This is a genomic window from Burkholderia sp. SJZ089, from assembly GCF_007828315.1.
GTDB lineage: Bacteria > Pseudomonadota > Gammaproteobacteria > Burkholderiales > Burkholderiaceae > Burkholderia > Burkholderia gladioli.
In genome coordinates, this window is record NZ_VIUM01000003.1 from 126971 (window position 1) to 143266 (window position 16296).

Genomic DNA, 16296 nt, shown 5'->3' on the forward strand with positions numbered 1-16296 from the left:
GATCTCGCATCCGGGGCCTGCTTCAGCGCAACTGCACGGCCGCCAGGCACAGGATCATGCTGCCCACCGCGCCGTCGAGCAGGCGCCAGGCGAGCGCCTTCCTGAACCAGGGCGCGAGCAGGCGCGCGCCATATCCCACCCCGACGAACCACAGCACGCTGACCAGCATCGCGCCGATCGCGAAGGCGGCGCGCGTGCCGTCCGGCTCGCGGGCGCCGGCCGTGCCGATCAGCAGGAAGGTGTCGAGATAGACATGCGGGTTGAGCCAGGTCAGCGCGAGCGTGGAGAGCACTACCGGCCAGGCGCCCTGCACGGGCGGCGCGGCGCTGCCGCTCACGTCGAGCGTCGCGTGGCCCGGCTTCAGCGCGCGGCGCAGCGCACTCAGGCCGAACCATGCCAGGTAGGCGAGGCCGAGATAGAGCACGACGTGGATGAAGGTCGGGTAGCGCTCGACCAGGACCGAGGCGCCGCCGACGCCGGCCGCGATCAGCAGCATGTCGGAGGCGGCGCACAGCAGCACGATCTTGCCGACGTGCGAGCGCATGATGCCCTGGCGCAGCAGGAAGGCGTTCTGCGCGCCGATGGTGATGATCAGCGAGGCGCAGAGCGCGGCGCCGTGGGTGAAGGCAATCCAGTTCATGGCAAGGAGGGCAGTAGACTCGTTCAGAAATTGCCGCTAGTCTGCGGGCAGGCTTTGGATAAGCGAAGCTAATTTCCCTAATGCCGATGAAGGAAAACTGAATGCTCGACTACGCCCTGCTGGAGGCGCTGGCCGCGGTGATCCGGCACGGATCCTTCGAACGCGCGGCCAGGGACCTGAACGTCTCGCCCTCGGCCGTCTCGCAGCGCGTCAAGCTGCTGGAGGAGCGCGTCGGCAGCGTGCTGGTCAAGCGCGGGCAGCCCTGCGTGGCGACCACCTCGGGCGCGCTGCTGTGCCGGCATACCGAGCGCGTGCAGTTGCTGGAGGCCGAGCTTTCCGGGCGCGTGCCGCACCTGCCGGGCAGTGTCGGCGCCTGGCCGACCCTGCGCGTGGCCGTCAACGACGACAGCGTCGCCACCTGGTTCATCGACGCGGTCGGCCCGTTCTGCGCCGAGAGCAACACCTTGCTCGACCTTGTGATCGACGACCAGGACTACACGGCCGAGCGGATTCGCGACGGCAGCGTGCAGGGCGCGATCACGGCGCAGGCCGAGCCGATCCAGGGCTGCCGCTCCACGCGCCTGGGCCGGATCCGCTATCACGCGGTGTGCTCGCCCGATTTCCATGCACGCTATTTTTCCGACGGGCTCACGCGCGAGGCCCTGCGTTGCGCGCCCTGCGTGATGTTCAGCCCCAAGGACAGCCTGCAGATGCGTTTCATCCGGCGCGCCGTGCGCACCGACCTCGATCCGCCCAAGCACTGGATTCCGCACGTGGCCGGTTACCTGCGCGCCTGCGAGACGGGGCTCGGCTGGGGCATGTGCCCGGACCGGATGATCGAGCGGCAGGTGGCGGCCGGCGAGATGATCGACCTCTCGGAAGGGCGCAGCATCGATATCGAGCTCTACTGGCAGAGCTGGCGGCTCTCGATCGACTGGCTCGACGAGTTCAGTCGCGCGCTGAAGACGCAGGCGGCGCGCTGGCTCGATTGAGCCCGAGTGGGGCGGCACGAAAAAATGGCGCCCAATGGGCGCCATTTGCATTCGTGGCGGGAAGCGGGAGCGCTGCGCGAGGCAAGGCGCGATTAGATCGCCTGCAGGCCTTCGAAATCGAGGATATGCACGATGCGGCCCTGCATCGACAGCAGGCCGTTGCGCTGGAACTTCGACAGCGTGCGGCTGACGGTTTCGAGCGTGATGCCGAGGTAGCTGCCGATTTCCTCGCGCGTCATGCGCAGGTTGAACTCGGTGGACGAGTAACCGCGCGCGAGGTAGCGCCGCGACACGTCGAGCAGGAACGCGGCCACGCGTTCGTCGGCGTTCAGGGAGCCGAGCAGGATCGACTGGGTGGTTTCGCGCACCAGTTGCTCGCTCATCAGCTTGAGCACGCGTGCCTGCAAGGTGCTGGTTTCGGAGCAGAGCGAGCGCAGCGGGGCATAGGGGATCACGCAGACGGTGCTGTCCTCGAGCGCGACGGCGGTGCGCGGGTGCTGGTTGTCGGCGATGCCGTCGAGGCCGAGCGGCTCGCCGGCGAGATGGAGGCCGGCCACCTGCTCGCGGCCGTCGTGACGCGTGGCGACCGACTTCAGCGCGCCCGAGCGCACCGCGTAGAGACTGTCGAAGCTGTCGCCCTCGCGGAACAGCGCATCGCCGCGACGGACCGGGCGTGCCAGGCAGATGACCGTCTCGAGCCGTTCGACGGCATCGTTGCTCAGGCCTTGCGGCACGCAGAGATGGCGCATCGAGCAGGTCGAGCAGTGCGCGGCCTGGTGAGGGGACCAGGAGGGGGAGGGACGGGAGCGGACGGGGGACAGCGGGGTAGGGGTCAGCATGTGGTGCTCGCACAAGGGAATCACAACGGGGTCATTGTCCCACCGGGTTTTCCATGAGCTGAGCGGCAAAACGCCGCGACGCGAGCTGCGTCGCGGTTGCGTTACGGCAAGGCAATCAGGTTTCCGAATTGTCCGGTTCGGCGGCGGCCGCCGGCGGATGCGAGGCGGCCGAGGGGATCAGCAGCACCGGCAGCGAGGCCTGCCGCAGGCATTGCTCGGCGATGCTGCCGAGCACCAGGCGCTTGAAGCCGCGGCGCCCGTGCGTGCCGAGCACCAGCAGGTCGGCCTGGTACTCCTTGGCGGCCTCGAGGATCAGCGAGGAGACGTCGGCCAGCGTGGTGGCCTCGCCGGTCAGCACGTCGCCCTTCACGCCGGCGTCCTGCATGCGCTGCGCGAATTCGCGGGTCAGGTCGCCGCCCTGCTCGATCAGTTGCGCGCGCAGCACCGAGGGATCGTAGCCGGGCACGTTGTAGTAGAGGGTCGCGTTCTCGACCGCGTAGAACGCGCGCAGCGTGGCGCGTTCGGAGCGCGCGAGCGCGAGGGCGGAGTCGAATGCATGACGCGAGGTTTCACTGCCGTCGACTGCGACGAAGATGCGCTGGTACATGGTGGCTCCGTGGTGCGTTGAATGAGGGACCGGCCGAGGCCGGGCGGCGTGTGTGCCTTGCTGGATGGGAGCGTATACGAACGGGCCCCGGCTTGCAGTGCCGTGGATCAAACGCGATTCCGGGAGCCGCGCGGTTCGTATCGCATGATGCGGCGCATCGAGGGACATCGAACGGCGCATCGAGGCCGGCGTGGAGATTTCACGATGTGGGCCGATCGTGAACGCGGCGGCGCGCGCCGATCGGTGAAAACCCCGCCTTCGGACGGCGAGACGCCCGAGGCGCGGCGCGTGCGCGATCGTCCAGTATCGGCGGGTTTTATTTCAACTAGAAGGCACCGGGACGACAGAGTATGATTCCCTTTCGAGACGGCGCGGCGGCACGTGCCGGCCGCGCGGCTCCTGCCCGCAACGGGCACCGCGGCACCCTTAACGGACGGCAGTGAAGAAGAACGCAAGGGACTTAAGGTGGGCGCACTCATGCACTCGACGACGACGGCATTCACGCATCGCGGCTATCTGTTGAATTGCGCCCCGGCGCGTGCCAGCGACGGTTCGTTCCAGCCTTACGTGGTCATCTCCCGATCCAGCGACGGCGAATTGGTCGCGAATCGTTTTTTTCCATCCGATCTCCATTTCGGCGACGAAGGCGATGCGATCGCGCATGCGCGTGACTGGGCCGTGCGCTGGATCGATGCGAGCAGCATGACGGTCTAGGCGCGCGCTTCCCGCGCCCGCCACGCCCTGGTTTCCCGATCGCGAGCCGCGCGGGCCTGGCCCGACGTCATCGCGCATGCCTCGCCGCCGCAACGGAGCGCATCGGCGCCCGGCGCGGGCCGCGTTTCGCGGGCGCGGACGAAACGCGGTAATCTTGTCGATCCTGTCATTCACCTTTTTCAAACAGCGCGCCCGTTCGTTACGCATGTTACGCACGGCCGTCCACCGCACCATGTCGAAATCGTCCGCTTCGTCCCTCACCCGCGGCTGGGGTCTTGAGCAAATCGTCGCCGAACTGCGCGAGTCGCGCGAAACGCTGCATCGCACGCGGCACCCGCGCGGCATTCGCGAACTGCCCTCGCGTGACGCGATCTGCAAGATTGTGACCGGCCTGCGCGCCTCGCTGTTTCCGACGCATTACGGCGCACCCGACCTGACCGACGAGAGCGTCGATTTCTACGTCGGCCACACGCTGGAGAGCACCCTGCGCGTGCTGCACGAACAGGTGCGCCGCGCGCTGCCGTTCCTGCCCGAGTACGCCGATGCGGAGCCGGGCGCGCTCGACGAACGCGCATTCGAGATCGCGCGCACCTTCGGCGAGCAACTGCCGGCGATCCGCGCGCTGCTGGTCAGCGATATCCAGGCCGCCTACGCGGGCGACCCCGCCGCGCAGCACATCACCGAGATCCTGCTCTGCTACCCCGGCGTGCTGGCGATGATGCACCACCGCCTCGCGCATGCGCTGCACAAGCTCGGCGTGCCGCTGCTGGCGCGCTTCATCAACGAGATCGCGCATTCGGCCACCGGCATCGACATCCACCCCGGCGCGACCATCGGGCCGAGTTTCTTCATCGACCACGGCACCGGCGTGGTGATCGGCGAGACCGCCATCATCGGCGAGCGCGTGCGCGTCTACCAGGCCGTCACGCTCGGCGCGAAGAGCTTCCCCGCCGACGGCGACGGCACGCTGGTGAAGGGCAACGCGCGCCACCCGATCGTCGAGGACGACGTGGTGATCTATGCCGGCGCGACCATCCTCGGGCGCGTCACGATCGGGCGCGGCTCGGTGATCGGGGGCAACGTCTGGCTCACGCACAGCGTGCCGCCGGGCAGCAGCGTGGCCCAGGGCAAGGTACGCGAGGGCGAGCGCGGCGCCGGCGAGAACGGCGAGGCGCAAGCCTAGGCAGGAGGCACGAAAAACAGGCGCCGCGTTCGCGGCGCCTGTTTCAAACGGCATCGAAGGTGAGGTTTTTCGGGAGGCGCCGAGATCGAGGGCGATGCGCCGCGAGCAACGATCAAGCCGCTTGATCAGGGTTCCGAAGCAAGGCGCCTTCGAGCCAGGCGCTTGACGCTGTCGTTCGACTCAACTGCCGCGCGCCGGCGAGCGATGCTTGTAGAGCACGTCCTGGTCGACGCGAATCAGGTTCTGTCCCGCATCCACCACGAAATCCACGCCGTTGTAGGCGCTGCCCGTCAGCAGCAGGATCGCGTTGGCGACATCCTCGGGCCCCGCGATGCGCGCCAGCGGCGTGGAGGCGCGGCTCGCATGCTCGAAATCGGCCTCGGTCTGGTCGTCGCTGGGCAGCATCAGTCCCGGGAACACCGCGTTGACACGCAGCACCGGCGCGGCCGACATCGCCAGCATCTGGGTCAGGTTGCCGAGCGCGGCCTTCGCGACCGTGTAGCTGAAGTGGTCGCGATGGAAGTTCTCCTTGATCTTCTGGTCGATCACGTTGATCACCACGCCCTGCCGGCCGGCGGCCTTGGCACGCTCGTAGAAGGCCCGGGCGAGCAGGATCGGCGCGCGGCAGTTGACGGTCCAGGCGCTGTCGAAGGCGGCCAGGTCGAAGCCCGGGAAGTGGTCCTGCCAGAACACCGAGGCGTTGTTGACCAGCACGTCGAGCCGCCCGAAGCGGGCGTGGACAGCCGCGATCAGCGCGTCGCAGGCCGCGGCGTCGGCCAGGTCGGCCTGCAGCGCGATGGCCTCGCCGCCGTCCGTGCCGATCTCGTCGACGGCCTCGGCGGCCGCCTCGGCCGAGCGGTCGTAGTGGACCGCGACGCGATAGCCGCGCGCGCCGAAGTGCCTGGCGAAGGCGCGGCCCGCGCGACGCGCGGCGCCCGTCACCAGCACCACGGGCGCCTCGCGCAGGTCGGTGTCGTGCGGCATCACGTGTTCGTCAGGTTGACCGAGGACGGATTCGACACGATCGAGAGGAATTCGCGACGCGTGGACGGATCGGTGCGGAAGGTGCCGAGCATGCGCGAGGTGACCATCTCGACGCCGGGCTTGTGGATGCCGCGCGTGGAGATGCACTGGTGGGCGGCTTCGAGGATCACGCCCACGCCCTTGGGCTGCAGCACCTCGAACAGCGTGTCGGCGATCTGCACCGTCATCTTTTCCTGGATCTGCAGGCGCTTGGCGAAGGCGTCCACCAGCCGCGCCAGCTTCGAGATGCCGACCACGCGGTGGTTCGGCAGGTAGGCCACGTGCGCGCGCCCGATGATCGGCACCATGTGGTGCTCGCAATAGCTCTCGAAGCGGATGTCCTTCAGCACGATCATCTCGTCGTAGCCTTCCACCTCGCTGAAGGTGCGCGCGAGGATGTCCTTCGGCTCGAGCTGGTAGCCCTTGAAGAATTCCTCGTAGGCGCGCGCCACGCGCGCGGGCGTGTCGAGCAGGCCCTCGCGGGCGGGATCGTCGCCGGCCCAGCGCAGCAGGACGCGCACGGCGTCCTCGGCTTCGGCGCGGCTCGGGCGCTCGACGATCTGAGTGGTCTTGCCGGCCACGGGCTCGGCTGCCGCCTTGCCGGCGGTCTTGCGTTTGGACATGCTCTCGGGCTCCTAGGATTGCCGCCTGGCGCGGCTGACCGGGCATTGTTTCATGGTTTTGACGCCGATGCCGCGCCTTGCCCCGGATAGGGTTATTCGACGGCGCCCGCAGGGCTTCATTTCGGCCATTCGTCCAGCGCGTCGTTGAACAGATCGGCCACCATGCCGCGCAGCCAGGCCGTGCGCGGATCGTTGTGGTACTTGCGATGCCAGTGCTGGCGCAGGTCGAAGCGCGGCAGCGGCAAGGGCGGCTCGACCAGGGTGATCGAGGCGTGCTCGGCCGCGTAGGCATAACCGATCGCGTGCGGCACGGTGGCGATCAGGTCGGTGCGGCCCAGGATGAAGGGCAGGCTCATGAAGTGCGGCGTCTCCAGCACCGCGCGCCGCTGCAGCCGCGCCTTCGCCAGGTGCTGCTCGAGGATCTCCTGGCTGCGCCCCTCGGCGCGCACCACGGCGTGGCCGCAGGCGAGGAACTGCTCCAGCGTGAGCGGCTTGCCGGCCAGCGGATGGCCGCGTCGCATCAGGCAGATGAAGCGATGCGTGAACAGACGCTGCTGGAAGAAGTTGCTGCCGCCCAGGTCGGGGAAATAGCCGATCGCCAGGTCGACGCTGCCTGCCTCCAGCCCGCGCTCGATCTCCGCGTGCGGCAGCGACACCGAGCGCAGGTTCGCGCGCGGCGCGCGCCGCGCCAGTTCCTGCAGCAGCCTGGGCAGGAACACGATCTCACCGACGTCGGACAACGCGATCGAGAAGGTGCTGGTATCGGTCGCCGGATCGAAGTCGTGCGGCGCGACCAGCCCGCGGCGGATCTGCGCGAGCGCGTCGCGCGCGGCCGGCACCAGGGCCAGCGCGCGCGGCGTCGGCTCCATGCCGCGCGAGGTGCGCACGAACAAGGGATCGCCGAAATGCTCGCGCAGCCGGCCCAGCGCCGCGCTCACGCGCGGCTGGCTGACGCCGAGCAGGTCGCCGGCGCGGCTCACGTTGCGCGTCTCGTCGAGCGCCACCAGGTAGGGAATCAGGTTCAGGTCGAGTTCGGACATGCCTCACCACTATCGGAATTCGATATGGAACATATCTCCAAAATGGCATTGCCGCATAGTCGGCGAAGCCCGAACATCCGTTTCACTAATCGAATCAATGTTCAGGAGGCGAACAATGCGTACCCAGGTCGCGATTGTCGGCGCCGGCCCCGCCGGGCTGCTGCTTTCCCATCTTCTTCGCCTGCAGGGCATCGACGCGGTGCTGGTCGAGGCGCGCTCGCGCGAGTATTGCGAGAACCGGATCCGCGCCGGCGTGCTGGAGCAGGGCACTGTCGACACGCTCAACGAAGCCGGGCTCGGCGAGCGCATGCGCAGCCAGGGGCTGGTGCATCACGGCATCGAGCTGCTGTTCTCGGGCGAGCGGCACCGCATCGACCTGTCGGCGCTGACGGGCGGCCGCGCGATCACCGTCTACAGCCAGCACGAGGTGGTGCGCGACCTGATCGCCGCCGGCATCGAGCAGGGCCACGCGATGCATTTCGAGGTGAGCGAGGTGGCGCTGCACGAGGTGACCGGCGAACGGCCGGCCGTTACCTTCCGGCGCCAGGACGGCGTGGCCGAGCGCATCGATTGCGACTTCATCGCCGGCTGCGACGGCTTCCACGGCATCGCGCGGCAGACTATCCCCGAGGCGCTGCAGCGCTGCTACGAGCGCGTTTATCCCTTTGCCTGGCTCGGCATCCTGGCCGACGCGGCGCCCTCGCTCGACGAGCTTGTCTACGCCCATCACGAGCGCGGTTTCGCGCTGTTCTCGATGCGCTCGCCCAGCGTCACGCGGCTCTACCTGCAATGCCGTCCCGACGAGGATCTCGCGCAATGGTCCGACGCGCGAATCTGGGACGAACTGCACACGCGCTTCTCGAACCGCACCGGCTGGACGCCGACCGAAGGCGCGATCACGCAAAAGAGCGTCACGCCGATGCGCAGCTTCGTGTGCGAGACCATGCGCCATGGCCGGCTGCTGCTGGCCGGCGACGCCGCCCATATCGTGCCGCCGACCGGCGCCAAGGGCATGAACCTGGCGGTGGCCGACGTGCGGACGCTGTCGCGGGCGCTGGCGGCCCACTATCGCGGCGACCACGCGCCGCTTGAGAACTATTCGTCGACCTGCCTGGAACGCGTCTGGCGCGCCGAGCACTTCTCCTACTTCATGACCAACATGCTGCATGCCTCGCCCGAGGACACGCCCTTCGTCGATCGCCTCAAGCTGGCCGAGCTGAAGTACGTGACGCGCTCGCCTGCGGCGGCGCGCGCGCTGGCCGAGAACTACGTCGGCCTGCCCTTCGACGACGCGGCCGCCTCCGCATCACCCCGCCTTGACAAGGCCGCGAGCGAGATTCTATGATCGCCGCATCGTTCGCTAATCGAATCTGAGTTCGAAATACGAACAAATCGGGCCAAGGACGGCCCGGTGCGGCGTGCTTCCGGAGGAGTCCGGCGCGCTGTCCGACGCGCGCGTGGCGCGGCGCGGATTCCCTCAGGAAGAGCCATGGTCAACAAGATTTTCGATTCCCTGCAGTCGGCGGTGGCCGACATCCACGACGGCGCGACGGTCATGATCGGCGGCTTCGGCACGGCCGGCATGCCGTCCGAGCTGATCGACGCGCTCATCGCGCACGGCGCGCGCGATCTGACGATCGTCAACAACAACGCCGGCAACGGCGAGACGGGCCTGGCGGCGCTGCTGAAGGCCAAGCGCGTGCGCAAGATCATCTGCTCGTTCCCGCGCCAGGCCGATTCGCAGGTGTTCGACGCGCTCTACCGCGCCGGCGAGATCGAGCTGGAGCTGGTGCCGCAAGGCAACCTGGCCGAGCGGATCCGCGCGGCGGGCGCCGGCATCGGCGGTTTCTTCACGCGCACCGGCTACGGCACGCGGCTGGCCGAGGGCAAGGAGACGCGCGAGATCGACGGCAAGCAGTATGTGCTCGAGACGCCGATCCACGCCGATTTCGCGCTGATCAAGGCCTTCAAGGGCGATCGCTGGGGCAACCTGGTGTATCGCAAGACGGCGCGCAACTTCGGGCCGGTGATGGCCAGCGCCGCGAAGACCACCATCGTGCAGGTCTCGCAGGTGGTCGACCTGGGCGGGCTCGATCCCGAACACATCGTGACGCCGGGCATCTTCGTGCAACGCGTCGTCGAAGTGCCGCAAGCCGTGCATGCGGCCGAACTCGGCGCGCAAGCCGCCTGAACCCGGAGGACACCACCATGAAACGACTGACCCGCGATGAGATGGCGCAACGCGTCGCCCAGGACATCCCCGAAGGCGCCTACGTGAACCTCGGCATCGGCGTGCCGACCCTGGTGGCCAACCACCTCGGCGCCGACAAGGAAATCTTCCTGCACAGCGAGAACGGCGTGCTCGGCATGGGCCCGGCGCCCGAGGCCGGCCATGAGGACGACGAACTGATCAACGCCGGCAAGCAGCACGTCACGCTGCTGACCGGCGGCGCGTTCTTCCACCACGCCGATTCCTTCGCGATGATGCGCGGCGGCCATCTCGACTACTGCGTGCTCGGCGCCTTCCAGGTGTCGGCCAAGGGCGACCTGGCCAACTGGCACACCGGCGCGCCCGACGCGATCCCCGCCGTCGGCGGCGCGATGGACCTGGCGATCGGTGCCAAGCAGGTGTTCGTGATGATGGAGCACCTGACCAAGCAGGGCGAGAGCAAGGTGGTGGCCGAGTGCTCGTATCCCGTCACCGGGATCGGCTGCGTGACGCGCATCTATACCGATCTCGCCGTGCTCGACGTGACGGCCGAAGGCCTCGCCGTGCGCGAGATCTTCACCGACCTGTCGTTCGACGAACTGCAGGCGCTGACGGGCGTGCCGCTCGTCGACGCCACCGAACGCGCGGCCGCGTAAGCGCCGCTGTTTCCAGACTTTCCCGTTCTTCCAGGCGCCTGCCTGCCGATGGCCCCGCGCGACACGCCGCTTCCCGCGTCGCGCGGGGCCATTCGCCGTGCGCGCAAGGCGGCGCGCTTCGGTGGACAATAGGCGCTCCCGGCCCTTCCCGACCTGCTGACCATTCCATGTTCGAAGACAGTGCCCGACTGACCTCCCTGATCGGCGGCGATGCCACGCTGATGCGCATCTGGTCGCCCGCCGCCACCCTGCAGCGAATGCTCGACGTCGAGGCCGCGCTGACGCGCGCGCTGGCTGCCCACGGCGTGATTCCCGCCGCGGCGGTGGCGCCGATCGTGGCGGCCTGCCGTGCCGAGCGGCTCGATGCCGAGGCGCTGGCGCGCGACGCGGCGCTCGGCGGCAATCTTGCGATCCCGCTCGTCAAGCAGTTGACCGCGCGCGTCAAGGACGACGATGCCGAGGCGTCCAAGTTCGTCCACTGGGGCGCCACCAGCCAGGACATCATCGACAGCGGCCTGGTGCTGCAGTTGCGCGACAGCTTCGATGCGATCGAGCCGCTGCTCGATGCCGTGTGCAGCTCGCTGGCCGCGCTGGCCCGCGCGCATCGCGACACGCCGATGATCGGCCGCACCTGGTTGCAGCAGGCGCTGCCGATCACGCTCGGCCTGAAGTTCGCGCAATGGCTCGATACGCTGGGCCGCCATCGCCGGCGGCTCGCCGCGTTGCGCGGCGAGGTGCTGGTGCTGCAGTTCGGCGGCGCGGCCGGCACCCTGGCCAGCCTGCGCGACGCCGCGCCGAAGGTGGCTGCTGCGCTCGCCGAGGACCTGCGACTGACGCTGCCCGAGGTGCCCTGGCACACGCAGCGCGATCGCATCGCCGAAACCGCTTCGTTCCTCGCGATGGTGATCGGCACGCTCGGCAAGATCACGCGCGATATCTCGCTGCAGATGCAGACCGAGATCTGCGAGCTGGCCGAGCCGGCCGCGGCCGGCAAGGGCGGTTCCTCGACCATGCCGCACAAGCGCAACCCGGTCGGCTGCGCGGCCGTGCTGAGCGCAGCCGTGCGCGCGCCGGGGCTGCTCGCCACGGTATTCGCGGGGATGGTGCAGGAGCACGAACGCGCGCTTGGCGGCTGGCAGGCCGAATGGGAGGCGCTGCCCGAGCTGGCGCGCCTGGCCGGCGGCGCGCTGGCCCAGGTGGCGCAGATCGTCGGCGGCCTGCAGGTCGATACCGCGCGGCTGGCCGCCAATCTCGACGCCACGCGCGGCCTGGTGCTCGGCGAGGCCGTGATGCTCGCGCTCGGCGACCGGATCGGCCGGCTCGACGCGCATCACCTGGTCGAGCAGGCCTCGAAGGAGGCGGTGCGCTCGAACCGAACCCTGCATGACGTGCTGGCCGCCGATCCCGTCGTTTCCGCGCAGCTCGCGCCCGAGGCGCTGGCGCGGCTGCTCGATCCCGCTCATTACGTCGGCGAGGCCGGTGCCTTCGTCGATGCCGTGCTCGCGCGTCACGCGAGCGGCAATTAAGGAGAACTAGTGATGCCTTTTGCTTCTGTCAACGGCGTGAAGCTGCATTACCGAATCGATCGTGCCGCGAACGCCGAGGCGCCGTGGCTGGTGTTTTCGAATTCGCTCGGCGCGGACCTGTCGATGTGGGCCGCCCAAGTCGATGCGCTGGGCGCGCATTTCAACCTGCTGCGCTACGACACGCGCGGCCACGGCCACTCGGAAGCGCCGGCCGGCTCATACACGATCGACCAGCTCGCCGGCGACGTGATCGGCCTGCTCGATCACCTGGGGATCGAGCGCGCCCATTTCTGCGGCATCTCGATGGGTGGGCTGACCGGCGCCGCATTGGCCGCGCGTCATCCGCGGCGCATCGGGCGCGCGGTGCTGGCCAACACCGCGGCCAAGATCGGCTCGCCCGAGGTATGGGGGCCGCGCGCGGCGAAGGCGCGCGACGAAGGCATGCGCGCGCTGGTCGACGCGGTGCTGCAGCGCTGGTTCAAGAAGGAATTCTTCGCGGCCGAGCCGCGTCTGGTCGACGTGGTGCGCGACACCTTCGTGCACAACGACAAGCAGGGTTATGCCGCCAACTGCGACGCGCTGAACGCGGCCGACCTGCGCGAGGAAGTGAAGGGCATCGCGCTGCCGGTGCTGGTGGTGACGGGGGCGCACGACATGTCGACGCCGCCCGCGCTGGGCCGCGAGCTGGCTGCCGCGATTCCGGGTGCGAAGCACGTCGAGTTCGACGCCGCGCATATCTCCAACATCGAATGCGCCGAAGGTTTCAACCGCGCGCTGATCGAATTCCTGACCGCCTGACGGAGCCGCAAGATGGACGAGAAACAACGCTACGAAGACGGCCTGGGCGTGCGCCGCGCCGTGCTCGGCGAGGCCCATGTCGATCGCTCGCTGGCCAATCGCAACGAGTTGACCACGGAATTCCAGGATCTGATCACGCGTTATGCCTGGGGCGAGATCTGGACGCGCGAGGGCCTGCCGCGTCACACGCGCAGCCTGCTGACGATCTCGATGATGGTGGCCCTCAATCGCGGCGAGGAACTGGCGCTGCATCTGCGCGCGGCCAAGAACAACGGCGTGACGCGCGACGAGATCAAGGAAGTGCTGATGCAGACCGCGATCTATTGCGGCGTGCCGGCGGCGAATTCGGCTTTCCACCTGGCCGACCGGATCTTCAAGGAAGAGGACGCGGGCGGCGCCGCCTGAGCGGCTCGCCCGCCAGGGCGAGGCAGGCGCCGGCAAGACGGCGCCGTTGCTCGAACGACATGAAAACGGGGCGGCATTTGCCGCCCCGTTTTCATTCCTCGGCGTCGTGGATCTTGGCGAACTGGCGCAGATAGGCACGCAGCGCCGACTCGACACAGCGGCGATCGGCCGAGGTGGCCGTGCGCATCGTGTGCTCGTCGCCGAACAGGGTGCGCGGCGCGATATAGGTGCCCACCTCGCTGTGCTCGCGCAGCACGCGGATGTGATGCGTGTTCGGATGATATTCGGCCCGCCAGTGCAGGCCTTCGATGCGGTCGCCGGCTTTCATGGTGTGCTTCATCGGACCCTCCTGCCCGGGCGGGCGCGCCGTCGACGCGCCAGCGTCCGGGACCGACCAGCCTACGCCTGCACGCGGCGGCCGACAACCGGAAATGCCGCGCGCCGGCATGCCGGATTCGGGGTCAGGCGGCCAGCAGCCTGGCGAACAGCGGATAGAGCGAAGCCACCAGCAGGATCGCCATGGTCACGTTGAACATGCGCAGCCGCCGCGGGTTCGACAGGAAGCCGCGCATGCCCTGGCCGAACGCGGCCCACACGCCGATGCAGGGAAAGCCCACCAGGATGAACACCAGCGCCATGCCGATCGCATTGGTGCCGTAGCTGGCCGAGAGCTGGACCGTGGTGGCGGCGGTCAACACCATCATCCAGGCCTTCGGGTTGACGAGCTGGAACAGCGCGGCCTCGACGAAGGTCATCGGGCGCGACTTGCCCTGGTTGGCGTTCACCTGGCCCGAGGTACCGATCTTCCAGGCCAGGTAGAGCAGGTAGGCGATGCTGGCGACCTCGAGCACCGTGTAGAGCACGGGCAGTTGCGCGAAGGCCTCGCCCAGGCCGAAACCCACCGCCACCATCATGATCGCCACCCCCGTGCTGATGCCGGCCATGTGCGGCAGCGTGCGACGGAAGCCGAAATTGACGCCGGATGCCAGCAGCATGGTGTTGTTCGGGCCTGGCGTGATCGACGTCACGAGTGCGAACAGCATGCCGGCCGGCAGCGCGCTCAGGGTGATGATGTTCATGGGTGCCTCTCGAGACCGGGAATGGGAAACAGTCGGGGAAGAGGCAGTGTAGCGACAGTTATCTGTACAGTACCGATACAGTTTGGAGGGATGGCAGCGATACGGCGCGGCTGGCTGGATGGCGATGTGTGCCGAGGCTTGCCTGATGGAGCTTGGTCTGGCGGAGATCTCGTGACCCTGTCCGGAACGTCCTGTCCGCATGACTGACGAGCAAGACCGCCAGTTTTCTCGTTCGTTTATCTGATATTCAGCTATTCTTGAAATAGCTGGAATGCAGATATATTGCGCATATCTGAATTTCAGATAAACTCGAAAAATCTGGAATCAGGATATTTTTCGTCATGGCCTTGATCCTCGCGCCCCAGAAGCTGATGTCGGCCCTGCAACTCGGGCAGTTGCTGAAGAGCGCCCGCAAGCGGCGCAAGCTCACGCAAGCGCAAGTGGGGACACGCCTGGGCCTGAGCCAGAACCGCATCTCCCATCTCGAACAGCATCCCGAGGAACTGAGCTTCCGGCAACTGCTGGGCTGGTGCGCTGTCGTGGGACTGGAACTGCGGCTCGGCGAGCCCGATCATTCGCCGCCTGGCGACGAACTGGAGTGGTGAGATGGGGCGCCGCTCGCACAGTCAGACACTGGCCCTCTGGGCCAATGGCGAACCGGTCGGACGCTGGACCGTCACGGCGCGCGGCGAGATGGAGCTGCGCTATGACGACGCCTGGTTTCGCTCCCCCCGGGGGCGGCCGCTCTCCCTGTCGCTGCCTTTCACGGTCGGCAACGCGGCGATACGCGGCCCCGCCGTCTCCCATTACTTCGAAGGCCTGCTGCCCGACAGCGACACGATTCGCAAACGTGTCGCCGCCCGCTTCCGGACCGGCTCCACCGACGCGTTCGATCTTCTGCGTGTCATCGGGCGCGATTGTGTCGGCGCATTGCAACTGCTGCCCGAGGGTGAGATGCCACAGGGTATCGATCGCATCGACGGCATCGCGCTGGACGAGGAGGCGATCGAGCGGCATCTGCTGGAAATGGTCACACCTGATCGCTTCGCGGGCGCGCGCGATCCCGACGACGATTTCCGGATCTCGCTGGCCGGTGCCCAGGAAAAGGACGCCTTCCTGTGGTGGAACGGTCGATGGATGAAGCCGCGCGGCGCCACGCCTACCACCCATATCTTCAAGCTGCCGCTGGGTCTGATCGGCGGCCGGCGCGCCGATTTCAGCACCTCGGTGGACAACGAGTGGCTGTGCCTGCGCCTGTTCAAGGCCTATGGCCTGCCGACCGCCAGCGCAAGCATCGCCGCTTTCGGGACCCAGCGCGTGCTGGTGGTCGAACGTTTCGATCGCATCGTCTCGTCGAACGGTTCGCGCCTGCTTCGCCTGGTCCAGGAGGACTTCTGTCAAGCCACCGCCACGTCACCGCTGCTCAAATATGAAAACGAAGGTGGGCCCGGCCTGAAGGCCTTGTTCGAGCTCGTCCATCAATCGCGCGACGCCGAGCGCGACCTGCGCACGCTGATGGCGACACAGATTCTGTTCTGGCTGCTGCGTGCGCCCGACGGTCATGCCAAGAATTTCAGCATCCAGTTGCAAGGCGGCGATGCGGGAGGGTTTCGTCTCACCCCGATCTACGACGTGATGTCCGCCTATCCGGTGATGGGCGACGGGCCGAATCAATGGGCCGCGCGGGACATCAAGCTGGCGATGGCGCTGCTCGGCAGGAATCGCCACTATCAGGTGCAGACCATTCGACGCCGGCATTTCAACAGCACGGCGCGCAAGCTCGGTTATGGCGACGACGCCGAGCCTCTGATCCAGGAACTGATCGCACGTACGCCGGCGGCCATCGAGCAGGTAGCGGCCGAACTGCCGGGCGGATTTTCGCAACGCGTGGCCGATACGGTACTGGGCGGCTTGCTGAGTGCCGCGCGGGAGCTCGAGCGAATGACGCCGGATTGAGGTTCG

General features: G+C 67.9%; 19 protein-coding genes. 11 read left to right on the forward strand and 8 right to left on the reverse strand.

Annotated elements, in window-relative coordinates; translation table 11 throughout:
• Positions 1 to 22: 22 nt before the first annotated feature.
• On the reverse strand, positions 23 to 640 hold the full coding sequence (locus FB600_RS06660; protein WP_098182367.1) for a LysE/ArgO family amino acid transporter: 618 nt from the start codon (positions 638 to 640) through the stop codon (positions 23 to 25).
• 101 nt (positions 641 to 741) lie between these two features.
• Here FB600_RS06660 and FB600_RS06665 point away from each other — a divergent pair, with 101 nt between their 5' ends.
• Positions 742 to 1632, forward strand: a complete 891-nt coding sequence (locus FB600_RS06665; protein ID WP_096752246.1) for a LysR family transcriptional regulator ArgP — start codon at positions 742 to 744, stop codon at positions 1630 to 1632.
• Between the two features lie 92 nt (positions 1633 to 1724).
• Here FB600_RS06665 and fnr read toward each other — a convergent pair whose 3' ends face one another.
• Entirely contained in the window at positions 1725 to 2471 is a 747-nt protein-coding gene (gene fnr, locus FB600_RS06670; protein WP_059999625.1) for a fumarate/nitrate reduction transcriptional regulator Fnr, read from the reverse strand.
• 115 nt (positions 2472 to 2586) lie between these two features.
• Positions 2587 to 3078 carry a universal stress protein gene (locus FB600_RS06675; protein ID WP_013688928.1) on the reverse strand — a complete coding sequence of 164 codons (492 nt, stop codon included), beginning with the start codon at positions 3076 to 3078 and terminating at the stop codon, positions 2587 to 2589.
• Positions 3079 to 3555: 477 nt separating this feature from the next.
• On the opposite strand from FB600_RS06675, the gene FB600_RS06680 reads away from it, so the two are divergent.
• Positions 3556 to 3792, forward strand: a complete 237-nt coding sequence (locus FB600_RS06680; protein ID WP_013688929.1) for a hypothetical protein — start codon at positions 3556 to 3558, stop codon at positions 3790 to 3792.
• Between the two features lie 232 nt (positions 3793 to 4024).
• Positions 4025 to 4975, forward strand: a complete 951-nt coding sequence (gene epsC, locus FB600_RS06685) for a serine O-acetyltransferase EpsC (RefSeq protein ID WP_096752247.1) — start codon at positions 4025 to 4027, stop codon at positions 4973 to 4975.
• Positions 4976 to 5155: 180 nt separating this feature from the next.
• On the opposite strand, the gene FB600_RS06690 is transcribed toward epsC, so the two are convergent.
• The 3 genes from FB600_RS06690 to FB600_RS06700 all read right to left on the reverse strand — a co-directional run bounded on the left by FB600_RS06690 (position 5156) and on the right by FB600_RS06700 (position 7661).
• Positions 5156 to 5959 carry an SDR family oxidoreductase gene (locus FB600_RS06690; protein ID WP_098151498.1) on the reverse strand — a complete coding sequence of 268 codons (804 nt, stop codon included), beginning with the start codon at positions 5957 to 5959 and terminating at the stop codon, positions 5156 to 5158.
• Positions 5959 to 6621, reverse strand: coding sequence for a GTP cyclohydrolase I FolE (gene folE, locus FB600_RS06695; protein ID WP_013688932.1), 663 nt, complete (start codon positions 6619 to 6621; stop codon positions 5959 to 5961). Before folE ends, FB600_RS06690 begins: the two co-directional genes overlap by 1 nt.
• Positions 6622 to 6737: 116 nt before the next feature.
• Positions 6738 to 7661: a LysR family transcriptional regulator gene (locus FB600_RS06700; protein WP_096752249.1), complete on the reverse strand. Its 924-nt coding sequence runs from the start codon at positions 7659 to 7661 to the stop codon at positions 6738 to 6740.
• 115 nt (positions 7662 to 7776) lie between these two features.
• Between FB600_RS06700 and FB600_RS06705 the strand changes: the two genes are divergently transcribed.
• The 6 genes from FB600_RS06705 to pcaC all read left to right on the forward strand — a co-directional run bounded on the left by FB600_RS06705 (position 7777) and on the right by pcaC (position 13255).
• A complete protein-coding gene (locus tag FB600_RS06705; RefSeq protein ID WP_096752250.1) occupies positions 7777 to 9006 on the forward strand; it encodes a 4-hydroxybenzoate 3-monooxygenase in 1230 nt (409 codons plus the stop codon).
• A gap of 144 nt (positions 9007 to 9150) precedes the next feature.
• A complete protein-coding gene (locus tag FB600_RS06710) occupies positions 9151 to 9852 on the forward strand; it encodes a 3-oxoacid CoA-transferase subunit A (RefSeq protein ID WP_013688935.1) in 702 nt (233 codons plus the stop codon).
• A gap of 17 nt (positions 9853 to 9869) precedes the next feature.
• The gene (locus tag FB600_RS06715; protein WP_013688936.1) at positions 9870 to 10526 is read left to right on the forward strand and encodes a 3-oxoacid CoA-transferase subunit B; all 657 of its coding nucleotides are present in this window, start codon (positions 9870 to 9872) and stop codon (positions 10524 to 10526) included.
• A gap of 167 nt (positions 10527 to 10693) precedes the next feature.
• Entirely contained in the window at positions 10694 to 12052 is a 1359-nt protein-coding gene (locus tag FB600_RS06720) for a 3-carboxy-cis,cis-muconate cycloisomerase (RefSeq protein WP_145756405.1), read from the forward strand.
• 12 nt (positions 12053 to 12064) lie between these two features.
• Positions 12065 to 12850 (forward strand): 3-oxoadipate enol-lactonase, encoded by a 786-nt coding sequence (gene pcaD / locus FB600_RS06725; RefSeq protein ID WP_096752252.1) that lies wholly within the window; start codon positions 12065 to 12067, stop codon positions 12848 to 12850.
• 12 nt (positions 12851 to 12862) lie between these two features.
• Entirely contained in the window at positions 12863 to 13255 is a 393-nt protein-coding gene (gene pcaC / locus FB600_RS06730; RefSeq protein ID WP_025100781.1) for a 4-carboxymuconolactone decarboxylase, read from the forward strand.
• A 91-nt stretch (positions 13256 to 13346) separates the two neighbouring features.
• Here the strand turns inward: pcaC and FB600_RS06735 are convergent, their stop codons facing one another.
• Together FB600_RS06735 and FB600_RS06740 are read right to left on the reverse strand one after the other, a co-directional pair.
• A complete protein-coding gene (locus FB600_RS06735; RefSeq protein ID WP_046581087.1) occupies positions 13347 to 13595 on the reverse strand; it encodes a hypothetical protein in 249 nt (82 codons plus the stop codon).
• A gap of 121 nt (positions 13596 to 13716) precedes the next feature.
• A complete protein-coding gene (locus FB600_RS06740) occupies positions 13717 to 14334 on the reverse strand; it encodes a LysE family translocator (RefSeq protein WP_096752254.1) in 618 nt (205 codons plus the stop codon).
• Between the two features lie 341 nt (positions 14335 to 14675).
• Between FB600_RS06740 and FB600_RS06745 the strand changes: the two genes are divergently transcribed.
• Both FB600_RS06745 and FB600_RS06750 read left to right on the forward strand, forming a co-directional pair.
• Positions 14676 to 14939: a helix-turn-helix domain-containing protein gene (locus FB600_RS06745; RefSeq protein WP_036032382.1), complete on the forward strand. Its 264-nt coding sequence runs from the start codon at positions 14676 to 14678 to the stop codon at positions 14937 to 14939.
• 1 nt (position 14940) lies between these two features.
• Positions 14941 to 16290: a type II toxin-antitoxin system HipA family toxin gene (locus tag FB600_RS06750; RefSeq protein ID WP_098151502.1), complete on the forward strand. Its 1350-nt coding sequence runs from the start codon at positions 14941 to 14943 to the stop codon at positions 16288 to 16290.
• The last annotated feature ends 6 nt before the right edge of the window (positions 16291 to 16296 follow it).

Bases quoted from the DNA above. Each gene is read 5' to 3' on its own strand.
- FB600_RS06660 (WP_098182367.1), bottom strand. From the start codon at position 640: ATGAACTGGATTGCCTTCACCCACGGCGCCGCGCTCTGCGCCTCGCTG.
- FB600_RS06665 (WP_096752246.1), top strand. From the start codon at position 742: ATGCTCGACTACGCCCTGCTGGAGGCGCTGGCCGCGGTGATCCGGCAC.
- fnr (WP_059999625.1), bottom strand. From the start codon at position 2,471: ATGCTGACCCCTACCCCGCTGTCCCCCGTCCGCTCCCGTCCCTCCCCC.
- FB600_RS06675 (WP_013688928.1), bottom strand. From the start codon at position 3,078: ATGTACCAGCGCATCTTCGTCGCAGTCGACGGCAGTGAAACCTCGCGT.
- FB600_RS06680 (WP_013688929.1), top strand. From the start codon at position 3,556: ATGCACTCGACGACGACGGCATTCACGCATCGCGGCTATCTGTTGAAT.
- epsC (WP_096752247.1), top strand. From the start codon at position 4,025: ATGTCGAAATCGTCCGCTTCGTCCCTCACCCGCGGCTGGGGTCTTGAG.
- FB600_RS06690 (WP_098151498.1), bottom strand. From the start codon at position 5,959: ATGCCGCACGACACCGACCTGCGCGAGGCGCCCGTGGTGCTGGTGACG.
- folE (WP_013688932.1), bottom strand. From the start codon at position 6,621: ATGTCCAAACGCAAGACCGCCGGCAAGGCGGCAGCCGAGCCCGTGGCC.
- FB600_RS06700 (WP_096752249.1), bottom strand. From the start codon at position 7,661: ATGTCCGAACTCGACCTGAACCTGATTCCCTACCTGGTGGCGCTCGAC.
- FB600_RS06705 (WP_096752250.1), top strand. From the start codon at position 7,777: ATGCGTACCCAGGTCGCGATTGTCGGCGCCGGCCCCGCCGGGCTGCTG.
- FB600_RS06710 (WP_013688935.1), top strand. From the start codon at position 9,151: ATGGTCAACAAGATTTTCGATTCCCTGCAGTCGGCGGTGGCCGACATC.
- FB600_RS06715 (WP_013688936.1), top strand. From the start codon at position 9,870: ATGAAACGACTGACCCGCGATGAGATGGCGCAACGCGTCGCCCAGGAC.
- FB600_RS06720 (WP_145756405.1), top strand. From the start codon at position 10,694: ATGTTCGAAGACAGTGCCCGACTGACCTCCCTGATCGGCGGCGATGCC.
- pcaD (WP_096752252.1), top strand. From the start codon at position 12,065: ATGCCTTTTGCTTCTGTCAACGGCGTGAAGCTGCATTACCGAATCGAT.
- pcaC (WP_025100781.1), top strand. From the start codon at position 12,863: ATGGACGAGAAACAACGCTACGAAGACGGCCTGGGCGTGCGCCGCGCC.
- FB600_RS06735 (WP_046581087.1), bottom strand. From the start codon at position 13,595: ATGAAGCACACCATGAAAGCCGGCGACCGCATCGAAGGCCTGCACTGG.
- FB600_RS06740 (WP_096752254.1), bottom strand. From the start codon at position 14,334: ATGAACATCATCACCCTGAGCGCGCTGCCGGCCGGCATGCTGTTCGCA.
- FB600_RS06745 (WP_036032382.1), top strand. From the start codon at position 14,676: ATGGCCTTGATCCTCGCGCCCCAGAAGCTGATGTCGGCCCTGCAACTC.
- FB600_RS06750 (WP_098151502.1), top strand. From the start codon at position 14,941: ATGGGGCGCCGCTCGCACAGTCAGACACTGGCCCTCTGGGCCAATGGC.